The following is a 20,386-nucleotide window of genomic DNA, read 5'->3' on the forward strand; positions in this document are numbered from 1 at the left end:
TTCACCCCCCGTTCCATGGCGCTTATTCAACGCTTGTCACCCTTGCCACCGCCCTTGCCGCCTCGAGAACGACGACGCGGCTTGTTGCCGTCACGCTCCTTCTTCGCCGCGTTGCCGGCTTGTCCTGCGCTCTGCTTACCGCGTACCGATGCGCCATCGTTAGCGGGTTTCTTGCGCCGGGCCGGGTTCTGCGGACGCGGTTTCTCATCGGCCAGCTCGAAGTCGATCTTGCGATCGTCAAGATCGACACGTGCCACCTGCACGGTGACACCATCGCCCAGCCGATAGGACATGCCGCTCCGCTCACCCTTGAGACGGTGTTTCTCGGCCTCGTAGTGATAATAGTCGGACGGCAGCGAGGTCACGTGGACCAGCCCCTCGACATAGACGTCGTCGAGACGCACGAAAACGCCGAACTGCGTCACCGAGGCGATGGTGCCCTCGAAGACCTCACCGAGCTTGTCCGACATGAACTCGCATTTCAGCCAGTCCTCCACGTCACGCGTGGCATCGTCGGCACGACGCTCGGTCATCGAACAATGCTCACCCAGCTCGAGCATTTGTTCGAAGCTGTACGGTGCCCATTTGCTGGGTGGCTCTACCGGGGCGCCTTCGGCACGCAGCACCGTATTGGTCTGCCGCGGCCCGCGAATCACCGAACGAATGGCGCGGTGCACGAGCAAGTCCGGATAGCGCCGAATCGGCGAAGTAAAATGCGCGTAAGCGGGATACGCCAGACCGAAGTGACCATCGTTCTGCGGCGAATAGACCGCGCGACTCATCGAACGCAGCATCACCGTCTGGATGACGTCAGCGTCGGGGCGCCCCTTGATCGTCTCGGCAAGATCACGATAATCCTGCGGCGTGGGGTCATCACCCCCGCCCAGAGACAGCCCCAACTCGTTGAGGAACAGACGCAACTTGTCCAGGCGTTCCGGCGAGGGCTTCTCGTGAATGCGGTACAGCGCCGGCAGATCATGCTTGTCGAGGAAGCGCGCCGTCGCCACATTGGCGGCCAGCATGCACTCCTCGATGATCTTGTGCGCGTCATTGCGCGTACGCGGCACGATCTTCTCGATCTTGCGCGCGTCGTTGAAGACTATTTCCGTCTCGGTGGTCTCGAAATCGATAGCGCCACGTGCTTCGCGGGCTTCCCTCAAGATCGTGTAGAGACTCTTGAGGTTCTTGAGCGACGGCACGAGGTCGCGATACTGCTCGCGCAATGCCTCGCCTTCGGAGCCTTCGTCATCGAGGATCCCGGCGACCTTGTTGTAGGTCAGGCGCGCATGGGACTGGAAGACCGCCTCGTAGAAACGATAGCGGCTGATCGCCCCGTTCGGCGAAATGTTCATCTCGCAGACCAGCGCCAGGCGGTCGACCTCGGGATTGAGCGAGCACAACCCGTTCGAGAGCAACTCCGGCAGCATCGGCACGACCTGACCGGGGAAGTAGACCGAGGTGCCGCGCGTGATCGCCTCCTGGTCCAGGGCACTGCCCGGACGCACATAGTGCGACACGTCGGCGATCGCCACCAGCAGCTTCCAGCTACCGGACTTGGTCTTCCAGGCACAGACGGCATCGTCGAAGTCCTTGGCGGACTCGTCGTCGATGGTCACCAGCGGCACATCACGCAAGTCGATGCGATGCGCCTTGTCGGCTTCGTCCACGGAGGTGGACATATCGGCGATTTGCGCATGCACTTCGGGCGGAAACTCGGCGGGGATCTCGTAACTACGGATGGCAATATCGATTTCCATCCCTGGATCCATGCGTTCGCCGAGCACTTCCGTCACCTCGCCCACCGGCTGTACACGCGTCGCCGGCTGCTGGGTAATACGGGCCGAGACGATCTGCCCGTCACGCGCACCACCGCTGGCGCTATGCGGGATGATGACTTCCTGGGCGATGCGTGATTTTTCGGGAATCAGCACGCCGAATTCGGCGGTATTCTGGCGGTAGATACCCACCAGCGACTGCGTGTTGCGAGCAAGGACCTCGACGATGGTCGCTTCGTCACGCCCACGTCGATCGCGACCGCTGACACGCACCAGCACCTGATCGCCATCGAAGACACGCCGCATCTGACGTGGCGGCATCACCAGGTCGGGCTTCTTGCCATCTTCTCGAATCAGGAAGCCCATGCCATCACGGTGCCCCTGGACTCGCCCCTTGATGAGATCGAGCTTGTCGATCAGGGCATAGGCCCCGCGCCGATTGCGTAGTATCTGACCTTCACGCTCCATCGCAGCAAGCCGGCGACGCACGCCTTCCAGGCGCTCTTCGTCGTCCACCACCAGCATACTACTGAGGTCTTCGGGTGTGATGGGCTTACCGTATTCTTCCAGGCGGGCGAACAAGTATTCGCGGCTGGGGACCGGGTTATCGTATTTACTCGCTTCACGTTCCGCATGCGGATCGTCACTGAGTTTCCAAGGGTTCATGGTAATGACTTCCTTACAGGCGAGGTGGCAAGTAAACGTCGTGCGCCGATGGCGTTGTTATGAAATTCAATCATGCCGCCATTATAGCGGGCACAGCCAGTCGACCCAACCATGGCGGCCACCTGCATTGCATGACAAAAGATATGCGGCATGGAGAGGTAGCTTGCATTCACGCTCAAAATGGGTATTATACATCGCGCCTTGCCCAGGTGGCGGAATTGGTAGACGCGCTAGCTTCAGGTGCTAGTGTCCGTATGGACGTGGAGGTTCAAGTCCTCTCCTGGGCACCATCGATCTCCCGCCAGATCGATACATGGCAACGCCCGGATGGCGGAATTGGTAGACGCGCTAGCTTCAGGTGCTAGTGTCCTTATGGACGTGGAGGTTCAAGTCCTCTTCCGGGCACCATCAAAAACATCAGTAAAGCTTCATGACGCGCCCAGGTGGCGGAATTGGTAGACGCGCTAGCTTCAGGTGCTAGTGTCCGTATGGACGTGGAGGTTCAAGTCCTCTCCTGGGCACCAACGTGCATGCTGTTTTACGACGTTTCGAAGCTCCCTTCTCTGTAAGACTTCCATTATTCTATTGGTAACGCCCGGGTCGCCGTGCGACACGCTGCAGTGCCCACCCCTTTGTCTCGATATTCGCTTCCAAGGGCGTTTCGACATCTTCCGGCAGGCGCGGAAAGAAATCGAGCCGCGTTCTCGCTTCGAGCTCGTCGATACTGACCAGAAAACGATCGAGCGGCTCGTCGCCACTCACCGTCTGCGGAATCAGAAACGCCAGCGCCTGCGGGTGCTCGCCAGGCGCCACGATGATCTTGTAAAACGCCGATGGCACCTGGGTGAAACCCACCCGATGCATGAAGCGCTCATCGAAGACCGGACCGGTGACCACGCGAAGCTGCCCGAAGCGTGGTAAGAAGTCATCCATCACGACTTCTTCGAGGCGTTGCCACACGCGCCGGTTCAAGTCCGGGCGCTGCGGCGTGATGTTGGTCATCTGGAAGGTATCGAGCTGCGCCGCACGCCCATGTACGCGTGCAATGGCATAGTTGGGGGCCAAGTGGCCGCGGTCGTAGCCGCTGTGCGTGTATTGATCCGAGATGACCGGCCACAACGAGCGCCAGTCCCGCGCAAAGCCATGCGGGCGATCACCGATCGGCGCATCAGGCGTTTCATGAAGCGCATAACTAACCCATAAAGGGCTGACCCGAATATCCGACCACCCCACCAGGAAGGCATCACTGCGCAGCACCCGGTTGAATCCCTGCCAACTGGTGGTTTGCCACTCGGGCACGCCCATCCAGCTAAGCCGATCGCGAACCTCGCGCTCCTGCCAATACCACAGGCCGGACCCGACCACGGCGAAAATCAGAGAAATGCCCGCGCCACGCACCAAGCGCCGACACTGATAAGAAATAACGGCGATCATGCCGGCGACGTGTCCTTGTCCTGCGAAAACGAAACGTGAAGAGGGTAATTATACGGGGCGATGAGGGCGCCGCTACCAGCCCAACGAGAACATGGTCTCGAGATCGTGACGCGAGTGCACCTGCATGGCATTCAGAGTCTCGGTCTCATGGATCCCTTCGACCTCCATCAGGCGCTCGGTCACGAGCTGCGCCAACGACTCGAAGTCGCGCGTGCGGGCGATGGCGACCAGGTCATAACGGCCACAGGTGGAAAATACCTCGCTGATACCTTCCAGCTCGGCCAACCGTTGGGCGACCGCATTGATCTGGCCTTTTTCCACGTCGATCAGAATCACCGCGCTTTGCATGACACTCTCCTACAGCCTACTGCACTCGGGGCGTCGCGCCAGCCTGTGACCGGCACGCTCAAGACGCACCGGCACGGCACTTCGCCGACGGCGCGCAAGCAGTATATCAGCCCTGCGCGCTGCGGCTAGCGACGCGTTTCAGCCGCTTTCTCGCGCGTCGCCGGGGAGCGGCCACTGATAGCGGCGCACGACCTCGTCGTCCTCCACCGATTCCAGCTTGACCGCAAATCCCCACAATTGATGCAGGTGGCGCAATACCGGATACAGGGTCTTGCCCAATGGCCGGCGTGCATCCTGGACATGGCGCAGGGTCAGCGAACGATCGCCGCGAATATCGGCCTCCCAGACCTGGATATTGGGCTCGCGCAGCGACAAGGCATATTGCGTGGACAGCGCCTCGCGCACGCGCCGATAGCCACGCTCATCGTGAATGGCGCTGATGGTGAGCATCTCATCACGATCGTCATCGACGAGGCTGAACAGCTTGAGATCGCGAATCACCCTGGGCGACAGGAACTGCTGAATGAACGACTCGTCCTTGAAGTTGCGCATCGCGAAATGCACCGTGTCCAGCCAATCGCTACCGGCGATTTCCGGGAACCATTCGCGATCTTCCTCGCTGGGTGTCTCGCAGATCCGGCGAATGTCCGCAAACATCGCAAACCCCAGAGCATAGGGATTGATACCGTTGAAATGCGGACTATCGAATCCCGGCTGCTGCACGACGGCGGTATGCGAATGCAGAAACTCGAGGATCGTGCCTTCGTCGATCAGCCCCTCGTCGTAGAGCCGATTCATCAGCGTATAGTGCCAGAACGTCGCCCATCCCTCGTTCATCACCTGGGTCTGACGCTGGGGATAAAAATACTGCGCCAGCTTACGCACGATACGCACGACTTCCCGCTGCCACGACTCGAGAAGCGGCGCGTTCTTCTCCAGAAAGTACAACAGATTTTCCTGCGGCTCGGGGGGGTAACGCCCGTACTGGTGGAGCCCCAGCGGATCGTCGCCATCCTCCGCAAACACCTCCGACTCATCGCGTGGCGCTTTCCCCGGAATCGTGCGCCACAGGGCGTTCACTTGTGCCTGGAGATAGGCTTCACGTTCCTGCTGGCGGCGCGCCTCTTCTTCGGAGGAGATCGGCGAGGGACGCTTGTAACGATCGACCCCATAGTTCTGCAGTGCATGACAGGCATCCAGGAGCTGCTCCACCGCCGTAACGCCATGGCGCTGTTCGCATTCGGCGATGTACTTGCGCGCGAATACCAGGTAATCGACGATCGCCGAGGCATCGGTCCAGGTGCGAAACAGGTAATTACCCTTGAAGAACGAGTTGTGGCCATAGCACGCATGCGCCATGACCAGTATCTGCATCATCAAGGTGTTCTCTTCCATGAGGTAGGCGATGCAGGGATCGGAGTTGATGACCAACTCGTAGGCCAGACCCATCTGACCGCGCCGATAGGCCTGTTCGACGGACAGGAACTGCTTGCCGAAGGACCAGTGATGATAGCCCACCGGCATGCCCACGCTGGCGTAGGCATCCATCATCTGCTCGGAGGTAATGATCTCGATCTGGTTGGGGTAAATATCCAGGCGGTATTCCTTGGCGAACCTGGCGATCTCGCGCTCATAAGCCGTCAGAATCTCGAAATTCCAATCCGAGCCGGTCGCGATGGGGGTCGATTCGGTACTCATGTCACCTCCTCGGCGCGGCGCCTCATTGCGCTATACGCTTACGGAACAGCTTGCGGAAGACCGGGTAGATGTCGCCCGGCTCGACGATCTGCTGCATCGCAAAGCGCTCAGGGTGGCGTGCCTGCACGCGCTCGTACTCCTCCCACAGCGCCTGATGCGAATGCGGCGTGATTTCCACATAGGTGTAGTACTGCAGCTTGGCCATCAACGACGACATGAGCAGGTCACGGCAGGTCGTCGAGTCATCGTCCCAATTATCGCCGTCGGAGGCCTGGGCGACGTAAAGATTCCACTGCGCGGGTGAATAACGCTCGGTGATGATCTCGTCGACGAGGGTCAACGCACTGGAGACGATGGTCCCCCCGGTCTCCCGGGAGTAGAAAAACTCCTCCTCATCGACTTCCTTGGCTGCGGTGTGGTGACGGATGAACACCAGCTCGACCTTCTCATAGTTGCGCTCCAGAAAGAGATAAAGCAGCAGGAAGAAACGCTTGGCGATGTCCTTGTGACCCTGTGTCATGGAACCGGAAACATCCATGACACAGAACATTACCGCCTTGTTGGAAGGCTGCGGCTGGTCGACGAGGTTGTTGTAGCGCAAGTCGTAGGTATCGATGAACGGCACCGCCTCCAGGCGCTTCTCGAGACGCTCTATTTCGGCCTTGAGCTCGTGAATGCGCGTCGGATTGCGTAGTACCGGGTCCTTGCGCTCCTCCTTTTGAAACGCTTCCTGGGCTTCGCGCAGGGCACGCTTGATGGGGGCCCGCATGCCGATACGCCGCGCCTGCGCCTCGCGCATCGAACGCACGATGTTGATTCGCGATGGCACGCCATCGCGGGTCACCCCGGCACGCACCGGTCGCACCTCGTCGAGATCCCGCAGTTGCTTGCGTTCCAGATGCGGCAGTGCCAGACCATCGAAGACGAAATCGAGGAATTCCTCGCGGCTCAGGGAAAACGCGAATTCGTCCATGCCCTCGCCTTGATTGGACACGCCGCCCTCGCCTGTGCCGCCCTCACCGTTACCCCCCGGACGCCGCAACCGATCTCCCTCGACGAATTCCTTGTTGCCGGGGCTGACGATGGTCCGTGAGCCGCCGGGGCCGTGCTGAAATACCGGCTCGGAAATGTCCTTGGTGGGGATCGAAACCTTTTCGCCACGCTCCATGTCGGTGATCGAGCGTCGGTTGACCGCCTCTTCCACCGAGCGCTTGATATGGCCACGGTAGCGCTGCAGGAAGCGCTGCCGGTTCACGGCACTCTTGTGCTTGGCATTGGCGCGTCGATCAATGAAGTAGGTCATGCCGCTCACCTCGTCGCCAATATTTGTCGATAGACTCGAGCTCGTAGCTCGTAGCTCGTAGCTCGTAGCTCGTAGCTCGTAGCTCAGGCTAATGCGACTTGCGAACCCGCAAATACCACTCCGATAGCAGGCGCACCTGCTTCTCGGTATACCCTCTGTCGACCATGCGCGCCACGAAGTCCTCATGTTTCTTCTGATCCGAGGTCGAGGCCTTGGCGTTGAAGGAGATGACCGGCAACAGTTCCTCAGTGTTGGCAAACATCTTCTGCTCGATCACACCTTTGAGCTTCTCGTAGGACTGCCAACTGGGGTTCATGCCGTTGTTCTGGGCACGTGCGCGCAACACGAAGTTGACCACCTCGTGACGGAAATCCTTGGGGTTGGAAATACCCGCCGGCTTCTCGATCTTCTCCAGCTCTTCATTGAGTGCCTGACGATTGAACAACTCGCCGGTCTCAGGATCGCGATACTCCTGATCCTGAATCCAGAAGTCGGCATAGGTGACGTAACGATCGAAGATATTCTGCCCATACTCGCTGTACGACTCGAGATAGGCGGTCTGAATTTCCTTGCCGATGAAGTCAACGTAACGCGGCGCCAGGTACTCCTTGATGAACCGCAGGTAGCGCTCGAAGGCTTCCTTGGGCAGTTGCTCCTGCTCGAGACGCTGCTCCAGCACATACAGCAAGTGCACCGGATTGGCGGCGACTTCGTGGGTATCGAAATTGAAGACCTTGGAGAGAATCTTGAAGGCGAAACGCGTCGACAGGCCTTCCATGCCCTCGTCGACGCCGGCCGCATCGCGGTACTCCTGAAGCGACTTGGCCTTGGGGTCGGTATCCTTGAGATTTTCGCCGTCATAGACCCGCATCTTGGAATAGATGCTCGAATTCTCGGGTTCTTTGAGGCGCGATAGCACCGAGAACTGCGCCAGCATGCGCAGTGTATCCGGCGCACAGGGCGCGGCATTCAGCGATGAATGCTCGAGCAACTTCTTGTAGATGTGAATTTCCTCGCTCACGCGCAGGCAATACGGCACCTTGACGATGTAGACGCGATCCAGAAAGGCTTCGTTGTTGCGGTTGTTGCGGAACGTCTGCCACTCACTCTCGTTGGAATGCGCCAGGACGATGCCATCGAAGGGAATCGCCCCCATGCCCTCGGTGGGGTTGTAATTACCCTCCTGCGTCGCCGTCAGCAACGGATGCAACACCTTGATCGGCGCCTTGAACATCTCGACGAATTCCATCAGCCCCTGGTTGGCCTTGCACAGGCCACCGGAGAAGCTGTAGGCATCCGGGTCGTCCTGGGAATAGAGCTCGAGCTGGCGAATGTCGACCTTGCCCACCAGCGAGGAAATATCCTGATTGTTCTCGTCACCGGGCTCGGTCTTGGAGACGGCGATCTGATTGAGGCGCGACGGATAGAGCCGCACGACACGAAACTGCGAGATGTCGCCGCCGTATTCCTGCAAGCGTTTGGCGGCCCAAGGCGACATCACCGCACTCAGATGGCGCGGCGCGATGCCGTATTCCTTCTCCAGCAATTCGCCGTCTTCTTCCGGCGAGAACAGTCCCAGCGGCGACTCGAAGACCGGCGAACCCTTGATGGCGTAGAACGGCACATGTTCCATCAACAGCTTGAGCCGTTCGGCCAGCGAGGATTTACCGCCACCTACCGGCCCCAGTAGATACAGAATCTGCTTCTTCTCTTCCAGCCCCTGCGCGGCGTGCCGGAAATACGCCACGATCTGCTCGATGGCCTCTTCCATGCCATAAAATTCGGAAAACGCCGGATAACGACGGATGACCTTGTTACTGAAGATACGTGACAGCCGCGAGTCCTTGGCGGTGTCAATGACCTCCGGCTCGCCGATCGCCTCGAGCATACGCTCAGACGCGCTCGCATAGACACTTGGCTCCCGGCGGCAGAGTTCCAGATACTCCTGAAGACTCATCTCCTCTTGCTGAACGCGCTCGTAACGGTTCTGAACATGATCGAAGATACTCATCAAACGCCTCCTTTCACGACCCGGGGTCGCTCATCGGATTCTGGGCTGTCTATGTATCAGCGTAGACGGATGGAGAAGAAAGGGGGCGATGCGAAACGTATTTCCTTTCAACGCAGCGGCACGGCCCTGGACATGAGAGCCCATAAACGGCCATTGGTTCGTTGAAATCCGCAAACGGCGGGAAAGGCGAGAGCATATCGGTGCCCTCGCCCTGGCACTCGATCAGGCAGCGGACAATGCATCGCGCGCATCGTCGAGCAAGCGATCGAGCAGCGCTTGCGTGGTATTCCAGGCACAGACGAAGCGCGCACCGCCTGCGCCGATGAAGGTATAGAACGTCCAGCCGCGCTGACGCAGTGTCTCGAGGACTGCGACGGGCAGCGTCACGAAGACGCTATTGGCCTGGGCAGGAAACATCAGCTCGGCCCCCGGCAAGGCCGCGAAGCCCTCCGCAAGATATCCCGCCATGGCATTGGCATGCTCGGCATTACGCAACCAGGCACCGCTTTCCAGCAGCCCCAGCCAAGGCGCGGCGATGAAACGCATCTTGGAGGCCAACTGCCCTGCCTGCTTGCAGCGGTAGTCGAAGTCTTCCGCCAGGGCGTGGTTGAAAAAGACCACCGCTTCGCCCATCGGCAAACCATTCTTGGTCCCCGAGAAGCACAGCGCATCGACGCCGACCTGCCAGGTGAGCTCTGCCGGGGTAGCCCCCAGCGACGCACAAGCATTGGCAAAGCGCGCCCCGTCCATATGCACGTGCAGACCATGTTTATCCGCCATGGCACGAATCGCCATCAGCTCATCGCGGGTATACACGGTGCCTACCTCGGTGGCTTGGGTCAGCGAGATCGTGCGCGGCTTGGGGTAGTGAATGTCGCTGCGCCGCGTCACCAGTGATTCGATGCCCTCGGGCGTCAACTTGCCATCCGCACCGGCGCACGTCAGCAGCTTGGCACCGTTGGAGAAGAACTCCGGGCCGCCGCATTCGTCGGTTTCGATATGCGCCAGTTCGTGGCAGATGACGCTATGATAGCTCTGCCCCATCGAAGCGAGTGTCAGCGAGTTGGCGGCGGTGCCATTGAAGACGAAAAACACCTCACAGTCGTAGTCGAAGAAACGGCGAAAACGGTCGGCAGCTTTCTGGGTCCAGGCATCGTTGCCATAGGCGAGATCATCGCTTTCGTTGGCGCGCAACAGGTAGTCGAGCGCCTCGGGGCAAATGCCGGAGGTATTGTCGCTGGCCAGAAAAAGCGGCGTACAGTCGGATTCCATGCCTTATTGTCCTCATGTGTGGCGAGAAGAAAGACGCTTGAAACGTAACGCCAGGCGCCGGGTGCCAACACCTGCCGTTAACCTGCAAAAAATTGCGTCTCGATCCAGTCTACTCATCGCCGCTTCACATCGGAAGCCCGCTAGTGAACACCTTCTTATACACGCACTTTCTTAGAGGGGGAGTTACAAAACGGACGAACGAAGTCCTTTTGTAAACACCCTCTTATATATGTGCCGCCAGGCGAGTACCCTGATCGATGGCCCGTTTGGCATCGAGCTCCGCCGCCTCCTGTGCACCGCCGATGACATGCACCTCGCAGCCGGCTGCCGTCAGCGGCGCCTCGAGGTCCATCACCGATACCTGACCGGCACACACCACCACCGTCTCTACCTCAAGGCATTCTGGGTGGCCGTCATGCATGATATGCAACCCTGCAGCGTCGATGCCGAGATACTCGCAGCCGCTGAGCATGCGCACCCCGCGCTGGCGCAACGCAGCCCGATGCACCCAGCCGGTAGTCGTGCCCAGCCCCTTGCCAGGCTTGCTGGTCTTGCGCTGCAGCAGCGTCACTTCACGGGGCACCTGCGGCGCTTGCGGTGCCACGAGACCGCCCCGCGCCGCCAACGACAGATCGACGCCCCACTCGGCGCACCACGTCTCACGATCCAGTGCGGGATGCTCGGCATGGGTCAAGAGTTCCGCCACATCGAAGCCGATCCCACCCGCGCCGATGATCGCCACGCGCTCGCCGACACGCTCGGGGTGCATGATCGCCGTGGGATAATCCACCACACGCGGATCCTCGCTACCCGGCAATGACAACGCCCGGGGCGCGACTCCCGATGCCAGCACCACGACGTCGAAGGCCCGCAAGCGTTGCGCCTCGGCCGATGTATTCAGGTACACCATCACCCCCAGCGCCTCGAGCATGTTGCGGTAATAACGTAGCGTCTCGCGGAATTCTTCCTTGCCGGGGATGCGCTGCGCATAGCGGAATTGCCCCCCGACCTCGGCCTCGCGCTCGAACAGCGTGACGCGGTGGCCGCGCTGCGCCGCCGACACGGCGGTCGCCAGCCCCGCCGGCCCGGCTCCGACCACTGCGATGTCACGCGGCGTCGTCACGGGCGTGAGCGTCAATTCGGTCTCGTGACAGGCACGTGGATTGACCAGGCAGGAGGTCAACTTGCCCTGGAAGGTGTGGTCCAGACAGGCCTGGTTGCAGGCAATACAGGTATTGATGAACGCCTCGCGTCCCTCGTGCGCCTTGGTCACCCATTCGGGATCGGCGAGAAAGGGGCGCGCCATCGAGACCATGTCGGCGTGCCCTTCGGCCAGCACGCGCTCGGCCACCTCGGGCATATTGATGCGGTTGGTGGCAATCAACGGCACCGTGAGCACTTCACGCAGGCGCCGCGTGACCTCGGTGAAGGCCGCCCGCGGCACGCTGGTGACAATGGTCGGCACCCGCGCCTCATGCCAGCCGATTCCGGTATTGATCAGATTGGCGCCCGCCGCCTCGATCGCGCGCCCCAGGGCGACGACCTCGTCGTGGCTGCTACCCTCCTCGACCAGGTCGATCATCGACAATCGAAAGATGATCAAAAAGTCATCGCCCAACACCTGTCGAATGCGGCGCACGATCTCCACCGCGAACCGCATGCGGTTCTCGAATTCCCCGCCCCACTCATCGTCGCGGTGATTGGTGCGCCGACACAGAAACTGATTGATCAGGTAACCTTCCGAGCCCATGACTTCGACGCCGTCGTAACCCGCCTCGCGAGCCAGTTTGGCGCAATTGACATAGGCCGCGATCTGCTCCGCCACCTCATCACCGCTCAACGCCCGGGGCGTGAACGGATTGATCGGTGCCTTGAGCGCCGAGGGCGCCACCAAGGCGGGCGAATAGGCGTAACGCCCGGCGTGCAGGATCTGCAGGCAGATGTGGCCGCCCTCGGCATGTACCGCCTGCGTCACCTGCCGGTGCGCCTCGACTTCCTGAGACTCGCTCAACTTGGCGGCGCCTTCGAACACCGCGCCTTCCGGGGTGGGGGCAATGCCGCCGGTGACGATCAACGAGACGCCTGCCCGTGCACGCTCGGCATAGAACGCCGCCAGACGCGCGAAGCCATCGGGAGCTTCCTCGAGATTGGTGTGCATCGAGCCCATCAGGATGCGGTTATCGAGCGTCACGGGCCCTACGTTCAGCGGACGAAAGAGATGCGGGTAATGAGTCACGGCGCGTCCTCGCTTGCACTCGTTTTTAAACCACCATACATTTTCAAACAACTGTATGAACAGTGTAGCGACACGACGGCGGGAAACAATCCCGACCAAGGGCGCAGACATGACTGCCTTCCCACGCCAGACAAGCGAGGCCCGCATGGAGTACCAGAGCTCTCGACATCGCATCCCCGTCGCCACCGGCGGCGAGCTGCATCTCACCCGCTTCCAGCCCGAGCGCGTTAACGGCCTGCCCATCCTGTGCTGGCATGGTGCCGTCGAATCGGGGCGCATTTTCCACAGCCGTAGCGGCAAGGGGCTGGCGCCCTGGCTCGCCCGGCAGGGGCACGACGTCATGGTGATCGACCAACGCGGCCGCGGCAGAGCCTTGCCGCGCCCGGCACGTGGCGTTTCGTTCTCGCAGCGCGCGGTCATCCTCGATGAAGTCGCCGCTGCACTGGCCGCCTGCCTGGAGCTGAGTGGCCAGTCACGCTGCCATGTCATGGCGCATTCTTGGGGTGGCGTCTTGATCGCCGCACATCTGGCGCGCGTCCCCGATAGTCGCGAGCTTATCGCCAGCCAGGTCTATTTCGGCACCAAGCGTCGGGTACGCGTCCAGAATCCCAGCAAGTGGCTCTATATCGACCTTATCTGGAAGGGGCTCGCACCGCTGGCACGTGGCCTATGCGGCTACCTGCCGGCGCGCTCGCTACGCTGGGGCAGTGACGACGAATACGCCGCCAGTCACGCGGACAGCGTCGCCTGGGTGCGTGAAACGCCTTGGCGGGACGCCGAGGATGGCTTCGATTACGCCGCCGCCCTGGCACAGGGAGGATTGCCGCCCACGCTGCATCTTGCCGGCCAGCGCGACCAGGCCCTGGGGCATCCCCGAGACGTGGCGCGCTTCGTCGAGGAATGCGGCCCACATCGGCATGCGCTACACGTGCTGGGACGTGAGAACGGTCAGGGGCGGGATTACGCTCATCTGGACATGCTGACGCACCCCGACGCTGCAGAAGACGTCTATGCACAGGCCCTCGCCTGGTGCCGAGCCTATCAGGACGACGCGAGTGGGGAAGACGCTGATGTGATAGCGCGACAGACGCATCCGCGCGTGAAACAGGAAGGTACAAACGACAAAGCCCCAAGTCGATGACTCAGGGTTGGCCGATGGCGATCGTGGCGGACCGGACGGGACTCGAACCCGCGACCTCCGGCGTGACAGGCCGGCATTCTAACCGACTGAACTACCGGTCCGCATTGTTCCGATGTGATCGGATTGGTGGGTGGTACAGGACTCGAACCTGTGACCCCCAGCATGTGAGGCTGGTGCTCTAACCAGCTGAGCTAACCACCCGGATCGCATACTGCTTGGTGCTACATGTTGCTTTTACATGCGTTATCGTCAATGACGCGTCGGCGAGGAAATCGTGGCGGACCGGACGGGACTCGAACCCGCGACCTCCGGCGTGACAGGCCGGCATTCTAACCAACTGAACTACCGGTCCGCTGAATACAACGCTAATCACACATTGTCGACTTTCCGATGAAGAACTGGCGGACCGGACGGGACTCGAACCCGCGACCTCCGGCGTGACAGGCCGGCATTCTAACCAACTGAACTACCGGTCCGCTGCATTCTTCTTTTACGTGTCCCCATCACTCGAAACGCATTTCGCGTAATGGTGGGTGGTACTGGGCTCGAACCAGTGACCCCCAGCTTGTAAGGCTGGTGCTCTTCCAACTGAGCTAACCACCCCTGGTCACGTGGCGCTGCATTCTACAGAGAGACTGTGGAAAGTCAACCGATTACATTCATCCGATTCATTCACTCGCCTGCATGGCGGCGGCCACGACACGCGCCGCTTCCTCGATCAACGCTGCCTGATCATGCCCGGCTCGCCGTCGCGGTTGCCAGTCATGATCGCCATCGTCGAGAAAATGCACGTGCGCCGTCTCTGGCAAGGCATATTCACGGACTTCGCAGTCCCCCCCGAACGGGTCTCGCGTGCCCTGCAACACCCAGGTGGGACAGGTCAAATCCGGCCAATGCGCCAGTCGCGTGCGCTCGGGCTTGCCGGGCGGATGAAACGGATAGCCGAACAGCGCCAGGCCCGCCGTTTGATCACGTGCCGCTAACAGACTCGCCACGCGCCCACCCATCGACTTGCCGCCCAACCACAGCGACGATGGTGTCTCGCCGGCGATCGGGGTCAAGGCATCGCGCCATACGGCCAGCTCTTCGACCAAGCGATCGACACGCGGCGGTGGGCGCCGACGCCCTGCGTGCCATATCTGTTGCATATAAGCGAAATCGACGGCCCAGACCTGCACGCCATGCAGTGCCAGCGACTCGCGCAAGCGCTGCATGAAAAGCGATGTCTGCCCTGCCCCGGCGCCGTGGGTCAGCAACAAGCGCCCCACACGCGGCTCGCCACGTACTTCCAGAGGGCCAAGGTCGTCCACATAATAATGCTGCGCCGCGACGCCGGGCGAGACGCCGCGCTCATGCAATGACGTCAGCGAGCGTGGCGTCGCGGCATAGGCATGCTCGAAGCTCATGTCAGCCAGTTCTCATTAGGTGGCAGGGTGCGTCACTATGCAGCTTTGACGGGGTTCAAGCACTACCCTAAGGTAGGCGCGTCCTAGGAGAAAACGCCATGACCGACGACACCGCCATTCCGGCCTCGCCGATGCATGCCCATTGTCAAACATGCCGGCTCAATTCGCTGTGTCTGCCGCTGGCGCTGGGGCTCGACGATCTCGATGATTTCGACGCCATCATTCGGCGACGCGCGCCCCTCAAGCGTGGGGAAACGCTCTTCGATGCCACGACGCCGTTCACCCATCTTTTCGCGGTGCGCTGCGGCAGCCTCAAGCAAAGCGTCGCGCAAGCACACGGCGAGGAGCGCATCACCCACTTTTACCTGCCTGGCGAACTCGTCGGTCTGGACGGCCTCGCCAGCGGTGGTCATCCGGGGATCGTCGAAGCCCTCGAAACCACGGCCGTATGCGCGATTCCCTTCGCTCAACTGGACCGCCTCTCCGTTGATCTGCCCGAGCTGCGCCATGCGCTCTACCGCAGCATGAGCCGCGAGCTTCACGACGACCGACATTGGCTTTGCCGACTCGCCGGCCACACCGCCGAGGCACGCCTCGCCAGCTTCATCATCGACGTGTCGCGCCGCTTCCAGCGCTGCGGTTTCTCCCCCACGCGCTTTCGCCTGCCCATGGCGCGTGCCGATATCGGCAATCACCTCGGCCTGGCAGTGGAAACCATCAGCCGTTTGATGAGTCGTTTCCAGCAGGCCGGGTTGCTTCGAGCGGCACGCCGCGAAATCACATTGCTCGAGTACGAGCGCCTCGCTGCCATAGCGCGCGGCGAGACACCTGTCCGCGAGTGAGTGTCACGCCTCACGCGCCAGCACATCGAATGCCTCGATACGCTTATTCTGGAATTCGCGTTGCTTGTCTTCCAGCCCCTCGAAATCGAAGAGGTTGCGGTCGGCCAGCTGCGACGGCGCCACATTGGTGATCGACTTGAACATCGTCTCCAGGCGCCCGGGGTATTTTTCTTCCCACTCCGCAAGCATCTCCTTGACCACCTGACGCTGAAGATTGGGCTGCGAACCGCACAGGTTGCAGGGAATGATTGGAAACTCGCGCCACTCGGCGTACTCGGCGATATCAGCCTCACGGCAATACGCCAAGGGCCGGATGACGACATTCTTGTTGTCGTCGGAGAGTAGTTTGGGGGGCATCGACTTGAGCGTGCCGCCGAAGAACATATTGAGGAACAACGTCTCCAGCATGTCCTCGCGGTGATGACCCAGCGCAACCTTGTTGGCACCGATCTCCTCGGCGAATCCATAGAGCGTGCCACGCCGCAGCCGCGAGCAAAGCGCGCAGGTGGTCTTGCCTTCCGGGGTCTTCTCCTTGACTACCGAATAGGTATCACGCTCGACGATGTGGTAAGGCACGCCCACGCCTTCCAGGTATTCGGGCAACACGTGCTCGGGGAAGCCCGGTTGTTTCTGGTCGAGATTGACGGCCACCAGCTCGAACGAGACCGGCGCGTTACGCTGCAGGTTCATGAGGATATCCAACATGGTGTAGGAATCCTTGCCGCCGGAGAGGCATACCATGACCTTGTCGCCGTCACGGATCATGCCGTAATCGACGATGGCGTTTCCCACCTGGCGCCGCAGGCGTTTTTGCAACTTGTTGAATGCCAGTTTGTCTTGGCCGGTGAGTGCGTGCATGACGATAGCGCTTTGACCTGCCGTGGTAAGTGAACCCTCCCATGTTATCACCACAGGCGATCACGACGAAGTCTCAAGCATGGCCACTCAGGCGCTGAGCGCGCGTCCGTGACACAAACGCAGATACATCAGCGCCGTGGTCACGGCATCACCCAACGCCGTATGCCGTCCGATGACCGGTACGCCCAAGGCCTCGCTCATGACCTCGAAACGCATATCCGGCTCGATATCCGGTTGCACGCGCCGACGTTCACGTGCGTATAACTTACAGACATCCAATGTTCGGTTGGGAAGATCGAACCCCGTACGCGGACGCAAGTGGCGATTGATGACCGCCACGTCGTAAGCGATGCACCAGCCGACCAACGGACGATTGCCGATGAAGTCGAGCAAACGCTCGAGTGCATCGCCCAGCGCCTCGCCACCCAACAGATCGACGCCGCGCAAGCCATGAATACGAATGGAATCCCCCGACAAGCTCTCCGGCCGCTGCAGGCGCAAGTCCAACGATTCGCTGGTCAGCACGCGGCCATCACGCACCTTGACCGCCGCCAGCGCCACCAACTCCGCGCGCCGCGGGTCGAGATCGGTCGTCTCGCAGTCCAGGGCGATGACCTCGCTGCCGCCATACGGCGCGAAGCGCCAGGCATGATGCCCACCCAGTTGGCGGCGCCGATCGCCGGCACGACGTAATGCTTTTATCATCGCAACCTCCCGTATGCCCCTGACGATAGCCCGCGTGGTTTGATTCGACCGTTCGTGGCCCTTGCCTGACGAGACCTCAATACTCGAGATGAAAACGCTGCGACAAGCGCTGCTTGAATTCCTTGACCGTATGCAACGCCTCGCGCAGCAAGTCACGCTCGAAGCCACTGAGGCGCTGAACGACGACGCGGTTGGACTCCTGCGACGTGTCGCTCCCCTCCAGGTTTTCCAACTGCTGACGCAGGCGCAGCTCGGAAAACAGCGCCATGGCCTCGCCCAGATCATCGGCAAAAGGCCGATCGAGACGACCATCCTCGACCAGGGCCTCGAGACGCGCAAACGTCGAGGTGGCCGCGATACGCCGCTCCAGTGCCAACGTGCGCACACCATGCACGATGGGAAAGAGCCCCCCTTTTTTGATGTCGATGCCATGCTCCGGGCGCTTGAGCGTGCCGAACAGGGTCAGCGGCGTGGAATAGCGCAAGACTCCCCGCGCGAAGTACGAGAGCAGTAACTCATCGTGGGAACCGCGTGCAAACAGATGCTCGCGCAAGCCCTCGAGCAAGCTCGCATTGCCGGCAATGGCATGGGCGTCGAGCATGATGGCGAGATTCATCAACGCATCCGGATCGCGGCTCGAAGCCCAGCGGGCAATCTTGCCTCGCCATGCCGACTCGCTCGCCACCCACTGCGGATTGGAGACCATGATGTTACCCGGACACGGTGGATAGCCGAGCCTGCCCAGTGTGTCGGTCAAGGTCCCCATGGCTTCTTCGATACCCGGCCAGTCGCTGCCATCGGCCAGAATCAGTGCATTGTCCTGGTCGGTCTTGAGGATCTGTTCGCCGCGCCCTTCGCTGCCCATGACCAACAGGCACGATTGCTCCCGTTGCGTTTCGGGCATCAGAAAACGAAATGCCTTGTGGATGATACGCCCATTGAGCGCCGCCATGAGCTCCATGGCGAAGCGCAGCTTCACCCCTTGCGCCATCAACGCCTGAATCAGTTGTGGGAGATCCGCGCTGGCACGGGCCAGGGTATCGATATCCTCGGCTTGCTCGATCTGCAGGCTGACGACATGCGCACGGCTCGAGAAGTAGCCCAGAACGTCGGTCAGCTCGACGACGCCCACTACCTGCGTGCCCTCCATGACCACGACACGCGCGACCTCGTGACGTGTCATGCTTACCAGCGCGGTAAAGAGGTAATCATCGGCATACGAAGTGATCAGCGTGAAATGCGCGATAGCGCCTACTTCGGACGTTTGCGGCAAGCCTTGTTGAACCAGCGCATCGAGAAGATCGGTCTTGGTCACCATACCGCAGCGCCCCGCATGATTGACCAGTAGGCTGTCGGCATGACGCTCGCGCAAGTGCGTGACGGCCTCGGCAATCGTGGTATGCCCCTCGACCATGACGGGCTCACGCATGCATTCCGCCACCCGGGCCAGCATGAAGCGCGCCATGCTCATGCCCCCTTCCGCCCGCCGCTGGAGCACATGGCGCGCCTTTTCGGCCAGATGCTGGCGGAAGTAATTATCGAAGGCGGGGTACGCGGTGCAAATGTCCTCGAAAAGCCGGCGGGGCAGCAGATAACACAGACTTTCCTGCTCGGCCTGAAATCTATAACGGCTCGTACCGTTGAGGATGCTGATCGCCCCGAACAGATCGCCCGCCGTATAGTGGCCGATACGCCGTTCCCCCTCGCTAGCGTTGAGATCGAGCTCCGCCACTTCGCCCTTGTGAATCAGGAATACATGCTCACCGGGTTGGCCGGCATCGAGCATGATCTCGCTCTCATTGAAATACGCGAGATCGACTCCGTCCCGGACGCGCTGCCGTCCTTTTTCATCGAGCAAGCTGAAAGGGGGTTGCGAGAGGCTGATATCGACCATAGTAGTACCCTCGTCCCGTGCCGGCCCTGGCACGACTTGGTGTCATCATTACCGCGTCATATCCTTATACTTTTCGGTAACACGGCAGAAAGACACTTACCATATTACGTGATCAAGAGTAGCAAAGCGGACTTTTATCATGACACATAGACTATCGTTCTACGCTAAAAGCGCGCCCCCAAAAAAGCCATTGACTGATGCCCCACAAGGCTCACTGACGCGTTTTAATAAGCCTGCTAAAAAATCCTCAGCCCTCTCGCAACCCCATGAAAAGTATAATTATTCAAAAAATGACTCTTTAAACTAATGGCTCGATACCAAAGTATGGGGTTCTTTTTTTCCTGTCATTGGTCACTATCATCAGCATGGCAATTCAAGGCAATCCCAGGTAGTTAATGGTCGATAAACGTCTAGCGCCACTATCGTATCAATGACGTTACCCTACAGAATGTTCTATACCTGCGATTGCTTTGAAGCGTCTCGTACACTCCCATCACAAAACCAACATATCCCTACCAGTGGAGAGCGACACCATGGCAGATGAAAAAACCAATGCCGAGGCTTACTGGAAAGCCAACGTGCGACTCATCACCGGCTGCCTGATCGTCTGGGCCCTGGTGTCTTACGGTGGCGCCATCCTCTTCCGGCCATTACTGTCCAGCATTCCCATCGGTGGAACCGACTTGGGGTTCTGGTTCGCTCAACAAGGCTCAATTCTTACCTTCGTCGCCCTGATCTTTTTCTATGGCTGGCGAATGAACAAGATCGATAAAAAATTTGGTCTGGAGGAGTAAGCC

Annotated in this window: 15 protein-coding genes and 8 tRNA genes; 6 read left to right on the forward strand and 17 right to left on the reverse strand. The window is 60.3% G+C overall.

All coding sequences use genetic code 11. The annotated features are described in order from the left end of the window. Nucleotides 1–26: 26 nt before the first annotated feature. Nucleotides 27–2,441, reverse strand: coding sequence for a ribonuclease R (gene rnr, locus L1073_RS04765; RefSeq protein ID WP_246897193.1), 2,415 nt, complete (start codon nt 2,439–2,441; stop codon nt 27–29). 203 nt (nt 2,442–2,644) lie between these two features. On the opposite strand from rnr, the gene L1073_RS04770 reads away from it, so the two are divergent. From L1073_RS04770 to L1073_RS04780, 3 genes are all read left to right on the forward strand, one after another. After that, nucleotides 2,645–2,731, forward strand: a tRNA-Leu gene (locus tag L1073_RS04770). A gap of 31 nt (nt 2,732–2,762) precedes the next feature. Beyond that, nucleotides 2,763–2,849, forward strand: a tRNA-Leu gene (locus L1073_RS04775). Nucleotides 2,850–2,878: 29 nt separating this feature from the next. Beyond that, a tRNA-Leu gene (locus tag L1073_RS04780) sits at nt 2,879–2,965 on the forward strand. 58 nt (nt 2,966–3,023) lie between these two features. Here the strand turns inward: L1073_RS04780 and L1073_RS04785 are convergent. From L1073_RS04785 to L1073_RS04815, 7 genes are all read right to left on the reverse strand, one after another. Continuing rightward, a complete protein-coding gene (locus tag L1073_RS04785; protein ID WP_246897194.1) occupies nt 3,024–3,875 on the reverse strand; it encodes a DNA/RNA non-specific endonuclease in 852 nt (283 codons plus the stop codon). Between the two features lie 72 nt (nt 3,876–3,947). After that, nucleotides 3,948–4,223: an Lrp/AsnC family transcriptional regulator gene (locus L1073_RS04790; RefSeq protein WP_246897195.1), complete on the reverse strand. Its 276-nt coding sequence runs from the start codon at nt 4,221–4,223 to the stop codon at nt 3,948–3,950. 138 nt (nt 4,224–4,361) lie between these two features. Further along, the gene (locus L1073_RS04795) at nt 4,362–5,921 is read right to left on the reverse strand and encodes a SpoVR family protein (RefSeq protein WP_246897196.1); all 1,560 of its coding nucleotides are present in this window, start codon (nt 5,919–5,921) and stop codon (nt 4,362–4,364) included. 22 nt (nt 5,922–5,943) lie between these two features. Further along, nucleotides 5,944–7,224, reverse strand: a complete 1,281-nt coding sequence (locus tag L1073_RS04800; protein WP_246897197.1) for a YeaH/YhbH family protein — start codon at nt 7,222–7,224, stop codon at nt 5,944–5,946. Between the two features lie 88 nt (nt 7,225–7,312). Then, a complete protein-coding gene (locus L1073_RS04805; RefSeq protein ID WP_246897198.1) occupies nt 7,313–9,235 on the reverse strand; it encodes a PrkA family serine protein kinase in 1,923 nt (640 codons plus the stop codon). A 222-nt stretch (nt 9,236–9,457) separates the two neighbouring features. Continuing rightward, entirely contained in the window at nt 9,458–10,507 is a 1,050-nt protein-coding gene (locus L1073_RS04810) for a threonine aldolase family protein (protein ID WP_246897199.1), read from the reverse strand. Between the two features lie 223 nt (nt 10,508–10,730). Continuing rightward, on the reverse strand, nt 10,731–12,743 hold the full coding sequence (locus L1073_RS04815; protein ID WP_246897200.1) for an FAD-dependent oxidoreductase: 2,013 nt from the start codon (nt 12,741–12,743) through the stop codon (nt 10,731–10,733). A 109-nt stretch (nt 12,744–12,852) separates the two neighbouring features. On the opposite strand from L1073_RS04815, the gene L1073_RS04820 reads away from it, so the two are divergent. Continuing rightward, the gene (locus L1073_RS04820; RefSeq protein WP_246897201.1) at nt 12,853–13,884 is read left to right on the forward strand and encodes an alpha/beta fold hydrolase; all 1,032 of its coding nucleotides are present in this window, start codon (nt 12,853–12,855) and stop codon (nt 13,882–13,884) included. Nucleotides 13,885–13,908: 24 nt separating this feature from the next. On the opposite strand, the gene L1073_RS04825 is transcribed toward L1073_RS04820, so the two are convergent. The 6 genes from L1073_RS04825 to L1073_RS04850 form a co-directional block, all read right to left on the reverse strand. After that, nucleotides 13,909–13,985, reverse strand: a tRNA-Asp gene (locus tag L1073_RS04825). A 23-nt stretch (nt 13,986–14,008) separates the two neighbouring features. Continuing rightward, a tRNA-Val gene (locus tag L1073_RS04830) sits at nt 14,009–14,085 on the reverse strand. A 74-nt stretch (nt 14,086–14,159) separates the two neighbouring features. After that, nucleotides 14,160–14,236, reverse strand: a tRNA-Asp gene (locus tag L1073_RS04835). A gap of 47 nt (nt 14,237–14,283) precedes the next feature. Then, nucleotides 14,284–14,360: transfer RNA gene (locus L1073_RS04840), tRNA-Asp, on the reverse strand. 51 nt (nt 14,361–14,411) lie between these two features. Further along, nucleotides 14,412–14,487 (reverse strand) — tRNA-Val (locus tag L1073_RS04845). A 65-nt stretch (nt 14,488–14,552) separates the two neighbouring features. Beyond that, a complete protein-coding gene (locus L1073_RS04850) occupies nt 14,553–15,290 on the reverse strand; it encodes an alpha/beta family hydrolase (protein WP_246897202.1) in 738 nt (245 codons plus the stop codon). Nucleotides 15,291–15,388: 98 nt separating this feature from the next. On the opposite strand from L1073_RS04850, the gene fnr reads away from it, so the two are divergent. Beyond that, nucleotides 15,389–16,132, forward strand: a complete 744-nt coding sequence (gene fnr, locus L1073_RS04855) for a fumarate/nitrate reduction transcriptional regulator Fnr (RefSeq protein ID WP_246897203.1) — start codon at nt 15,389–15,391, stop codon at nt 16,130–16,132. A 3-nt stretch (nt 16,133–16,135) separates the two neighbouring features. On the opposite strand, the gene ttcA is transcribed toward fnr, so the two are convergent. From ttcA to L1073_RS04870, 3 genes are all read right to left on the reverse strand, one after another. Then, a complete protein-coding gene (gene ttcA, locus L1073_RS04860; RefSeq protein WP_246897204.1) occupies nt 16,136–16,990 on the reverse strand; it encodes a tRNA 2-thiocytidine(32) synthetase TtcA in 855 nt (284 codons plus the stop codon). An 87-nt stretch (nt 16,991–17,077) separates the two neighbouring features. Beyond that, a complete protein-coding gene (locus tag L1073_RS04865) occupies nt 17,078–17,695 on the reverse strand; it encodes a 3'-5' exonuclease (protein ID WP_246897205.1) in 618 nt (205 codons plus the stop codon). A gap of 76 nt (nt 17,696–17,771) precedes the next feature. Continuing rightward, entirely contained in the window at nt 17,772–19,589 is a 1,818-nt protein-coding gene (locus L1073_RS04870; protein ID WP_246897206.1) for a putative nucleotidyltransferase substrate binding domain-containing protein, read from the reverse strand. Between the two features lie 533 nt (nt 19,590–20,122). Between L1073_RS04870 and L1073_RS04875 the strand changes: the two genes are divergently transcribed. Further along, entirely contained in the window at nt 20,123–20,383 is a 261-nt protein-coding gene (locus L1073_RS04875) for a DUF4212 domain-containing protein (protein ID WP_246897207.1), read from the forward strand. Nucleotides 20,384–20,386 lie beyond the last annotated feature (3 nt).

The sequence above is a fragment of the Chromohalobacter nigrandesensis genome (assembly GCF_023061285.1).
In the GTDB taxonomy this organism is placed as follows: domain Bacteria; phylum Pseudomonadota; class Gammaproteobacteria; order Pseudomonadales; family Halomonadaceae; genus Chromohalobacter; species Chromohalobacter nigrandesensis.